2 protein-coding genes and 1 pseudogene are annotated in these 4,476 nt (G+C 57.5%); 1 reads left to right on the top strand and 2 read right to left on the bottom strand.

Translation table 11 applies throughout. From position 1 onward, the window contains the following. Together AC6FTP_RS25715 and AC6FTP_RS25710 are read right to left on the bottom strand one after the other, a co-directional pair. The coding region (locus AC6FTP_RS25715; RefSeq protein ID WP_497209755.1) for a DUF2357 domain-containing protein at positions 1–1,393 on the bottom strand (1,393 nt) is incomplete at its 3' end. A 3-nt stretch (positions 1,394–1,396) separates the two neighbouring features. After that, positions 1,397–3,283 (bottom strand): MrcB family domain-containing protein, encoded by a 1,887-nt coding sequence (locus AC6FTP_RS25710; protein WP_497209754.1) that lies wholly within the window; start codon positions 3,281–3,283, stop codon positions 1,397–1,399. Positions 3,284–4,039: 756 nt separating this feature from the next. On the opposite strand from AC6FTP_RS25710, the pseudogene AC6FTP_RS25705 reads away from it, so the two are divergent. Further along, positions 4,040–4,476: pseudogene (locus tag AC6FTP_RS25705) on the top strand (hypothetical protein); the annotation flags it as partial.

Below are 4,476 nucleotides of genomic sequence, written 5' to 3'. Positions count from 1 at the left end.
AGCTACCGCCCTTTTGATGATCCTGATTGCGGGCGAACTTCTTGTTGAAGTGAAACTCAGCCTTCAGCGGGCGCTTGGCCGTGGCCGACCACACACCGCCCACGGGCGTTGTTAGTTCGAGCCCGCGTTGCAGCTTCAGCCGTGGCAATCCCGAATCCATCTCCAACAGCACGGAGTGCAGAGGCTTCTCGCAATCAAACTTGCTGCGGAACAGCGCCTCCAGTTGGAAGAACAGCCAATACTCGTAAAGCGTCGCCACATTCCGTGCGCCACCATGCCAGACCTCGCTTCCGCCATCCCAGGCCAGTTGAGCGCCCACATGGAATTGCAGCCACACATGCAGTAGCTCACGATAGCCCGCCTTGCGCTGTAGCACCGGACTCCCTAGTGGCAGCAACTCAGGCCGGGACACATCAGGGAGAAACCCACGGCCCAGCAGCGCGTCCAGCCTGCCTCGCAGCCTTGCCACCTCCCGCAGCAGGCGTGCATTGTTCGTCTTCACCGCATCCGCAGGATCACGGCCCAGCATCCCCGCCACCTCTGCCAGAAAGTCGCGGAACTCCACCAGCACCATCTTCACGAAGCGATTCTCCGCCGTATCCAGAAAGTCCGTTCGCCGCGTCACCTGAATCCGCGCTGGCAGGCTTGTCAGAGACGGCTGCATCATCCGCAGTGGATGCGTCGCCGCCAGTGCCACACGATCCCCCGCCTTGCCCACTTGCCGTGCAAAATCTTTCCCAGCTTTGAAGGGACGTGAGATCGACTGCTCTTCCCGTTCATCTTCCAGCAGCCGATGTGGGTTCCGCAGCACCTCATCTACCGCACCACGAAAAGCAGGCGACTCCAGCGTGTGGCGCAGGAACTCCAGTTGTTGCTCCAGCATCGCCCGGTTCTCCTTCCAGGCCGCAGCCAGTCGCAGGCGTGTCGGAGCACGGCTATCTAGCAGCAGACCCGCGCACTTCTTAGCGATGCAGCCCAGCATTCCTCGATAGTGATCCCGGTAGTTCAGCTTGATCGACCGCACCTCCACCGCTCCGCGTGCCATCACCACGCCCTCATGCAGCAGCGTTAGTGGCAGCACCCCGCATTGGTCCCCTGGCTCGATGAATCCCTCATTTGGCTTTGCCGGACTGCGCGTGATGGCTGCGCCTTCCTCTAGCGTCCATGGCGCTTCACAGTCTTTGATTTGGAAAACGTAGCGCCCGCGCTCTCGCAGTTGCACTGGCTCTTCACTCCGCGCCTCAGCCTCCACGTCGCTCCAGCGGATCAGGTCCGCTGTTTCGCCCGCGCCACCGCTGCCCTTACGCGCAGTCCAGATCCATACCACTGCCGCCACGCGCCCTTGGGCGTCACGGCAGGGCACTTTGGCCGGGTTCTGGATTTCAGCCGCCATGCGTCATGCTTCCGCAAAGGTCACGAACTGATCCCGCACCAGCTTCCGATACATCCGCAGGATTTTATCAAAGCTCAGCGGATACCTCGCCTCTACGCCGTTCAGCGCTTTCTCCACCGCATCCGGTGAGTGCTTGCCCTCATTCTGTGCTTCACCCGCTTCTTGGCAGGCTTTCAGAAACTCATCAGGCTTCAAGGTGCCACGATCCGCGCCACAGGCATAGCCCAGTGTCCACAACAGACCTTCCAGCTTCGTGCGAGAGCCATGCAACTTCGGTAGCAGCTTTTGCACGACCATGGCATCCATGGCCTTGTTGAACCAAACGGACCACACTTCCTCAGCAATGAGATTGCCAGACTCGTCTTTGTCCGCATAGCCACCCAGTTCCTTGTAGAAGTGGATGAATCGTCCCGCCTCGTAGCTCGTTCGGTAGCCAAACTCCGCGTGGTGTGCTTGCAGCAGCTTGAAGAACAGCAGCATCTCCTCTTTGAACTTCCCTTTCACAACTTCAGGCACCGCACGGCTCTTGTCCGCCGCCGCCTCCACGAAACTCGGGCCAAAGTTAATGCCCTTGCCATTCAGCTCCCACAGGTTCACTGCCTTCGGCTTATCCAGGAAGGTCCCGATCTCCACCGCTTCCATCCGGAACTCGATCACATTCGCCCGGTCCAGCACCTTGGGAGAGAACATGTAAGTCGTCTCATCCACATTCACCGTGCCGATGATGAACAGGTTGGGCGGCAGCTTGATGGCCTTCGGCACCTCCTGCCCATTTGAGATGCGCTTCTCATCCTGATGCAGAGGGATCGCCGCTTCGGACTCCATCGCTGAAAGGATGTCTGCAAAATATCGCTCCACATGGGACAGATTCATCTCATCCAGAATTAGAAAATGAGGCACCTCGGAGTCCTTCTCGGCGTGCAGGATCAGTTCCAATGCTGGTTTCGAGTTGTAGCTCAGGCTATCCAAACCGTTGGGATAACCCACCAAGTTGTCGTTGCCTGTCCAGTCGGCTCCCACCGGGATCAAAGCCACATATGGCGACGGGTCTGTGATAGCAGCCCGTTTTGGCGTCAGCCACTCCGCGAACGCCTGCGCGAGCTTTGTTTTTCCAGAACCCGCAAGGCCGGTAAGAATACCAAATCGCTTAGACAAGATAGCGGAGACAAAGCGAATGGCCAATGTGTCCGCAATATGGAGCGCAGTCTCAGGGCTGTTAGCCGCCACAATGAAGCTCGCGACCAAGGCGCTCAATTCACCGGCCGCTTCGTGTTTGACAAAAGGTTGGTCTGACGCGCCAATCAAATAGTTTTCGTAAACTGAAATAATGGCATCGAGATCAGCCACAAGGTTCAGATCGTCCGGAAGATTTCCCAATTCGTAAAATTTGTGCGCAATTGTCGATGGCTCATAATCCGCCCCAAGTCCCGGTTCTGCCTTCAAGTCGATCCCTTCATCCATCTTAAATCCTCGCTCAAGAAGGGGGGCACACATCGCACGCAATTCGTGCGCGCGGGCTCGAAGTGCAGCGTATGCGCCTACCTTTCCTTTGCTCTCGAGCAGTTGGGTGACGCCTTGGTTAAATGTCAGATAGACCCCCGACATATCTTGGCGAAAGAGGTAGACACAGTAGACCCCGCGTTGCGTCGTGTCGGTTTCTCTTCCATCAAGTAACGCAATCCAAGGAACCTTTGCCCAGTTCCCTTGGCCCATACTCCACTTAACCCTAAGTTTAGGGTAGGTAGAAATCGATGGCAGTGAGCTTATCGCCCCTTTGAGGCTCTCAAATACACCACGAAGCGAGTGACCCGCGAATGTTTGGTTGGCTCTAGCTTGCGCGTAACTTTCAAGAATTGTCTGAAGCGACTGCTGGATGATGTTTTCGTTCATGGAATTGCGCAAATAGGAGGTGTGGGTTGCCAAGTCTTGGTTGTTGAGTCTTCAGTTTAGCTAGCTGGCAGAACACGGGGGGATGAGTGAGCGCCAATTGATTCTCCAACTCACGGCTGTGGCGGAGGCCGCGTTTGGGGGCGGCATTTTTGTTTTAAGCGAGGAACCAGAAGTAGACGGTGATCTGCGTGCTGTGGAAGAGCTGTTCGGGGAGGGCGAACATGTGATTCTTGCCTGCGGGCAGGCTCTCGGAGCGGCATCGCCTTTTCCCAATGTGCCTCCCCAGGGATGTGGCCTCGGGCCTGATATTGGCAGTGAAGGAGTCTCGATGGAATTTGTCTTTGGAGGCCAAATGCATCCCACACGTTGAAGCACTTCTTCCCTACTGTCACAATTTTTACCTTCGTAAGTTATCTTCCCGCGAAAAAACCATTGCCAAAGCGAGGGCCTTTCCGGCAAACTCTGGACCCATGCCGCAACCGTTGTCATACGACTCTGGGTTGGCGTGGGATGACCTCACGCCGGGGATCGTTTGGGAGGGTTTCGCCACAACCACTAGCCCCAAACGCCCTATGGCCTCAGACAACCGCATCTCATTGCCAGCGAGGCCGCTTGGTAAAGATCGCTGCCGTCGTGGATAGCGCCTGCTTGAGCGGGCGGTGGTCATTGTCCTGAAGGTAATGGGCATTGTGAAGATAGTCGGATGCCCCTCCGAAGATTAGACGGTGTGTGCGGGTATCTCTATGACCTGAATCCATGCGCTTCACACTCCCGCTCCTCACCACCCTGCTCCTCCTCGCGCCGATGGCTGCCCACGCGGACCTCGTTGCCCATTTCCGCTTCGATGACGACCTGAAGGATGTAACAGGTCAACACGATGGCCGGCCGGTCGATCCGAAGCTCGCGCCTTCCTTTGCTCCCGGACGCGTCGGCAACGCGCTGGTGATCGAAAAGGTCAACGCAGGCATCGAGCTGGCGAACCCTTCGGCGATTGATTTCAGCCGCGACTTCACCCTCGCGACCTGGGTCAACGTGGGGAACTACTACGCGGAGATGCCGGTGCTCTTCAAAGGCCGCGCCGATCTGACCGCCGCGCCCGACAAGTTCTTCGGCGTCTTCGGCATCGAGGGTCTGCAAGTGCATGGCGAGGGCCAGGGCGAGTGGATCACGAACTACCGCGCCTCGAACGGCCT

The organism is Prosthecobacter sp. (assembly GCF_044378005.1).
GTDB lineage: Bacteria > Verrucomicrobiota > Verrucomicrobiia > Verrucomicrobiales > Verrucomicrobiaceae > Prosthecobacter.
Note: the sequence above shows the minus strand (reverse complement) of the source record. Positions and strands in the feature narration are given on the sequence as shown.

Coding starts and splice junctions, on each gene's coding strand:
- AC6FTP_RS25710 (WP_497209754.1), bottom strand. CDS start 3,283: ATGAACGAAAACATCATCCAGCAGTCGCTTCAGACAATTCTTGAAAGT.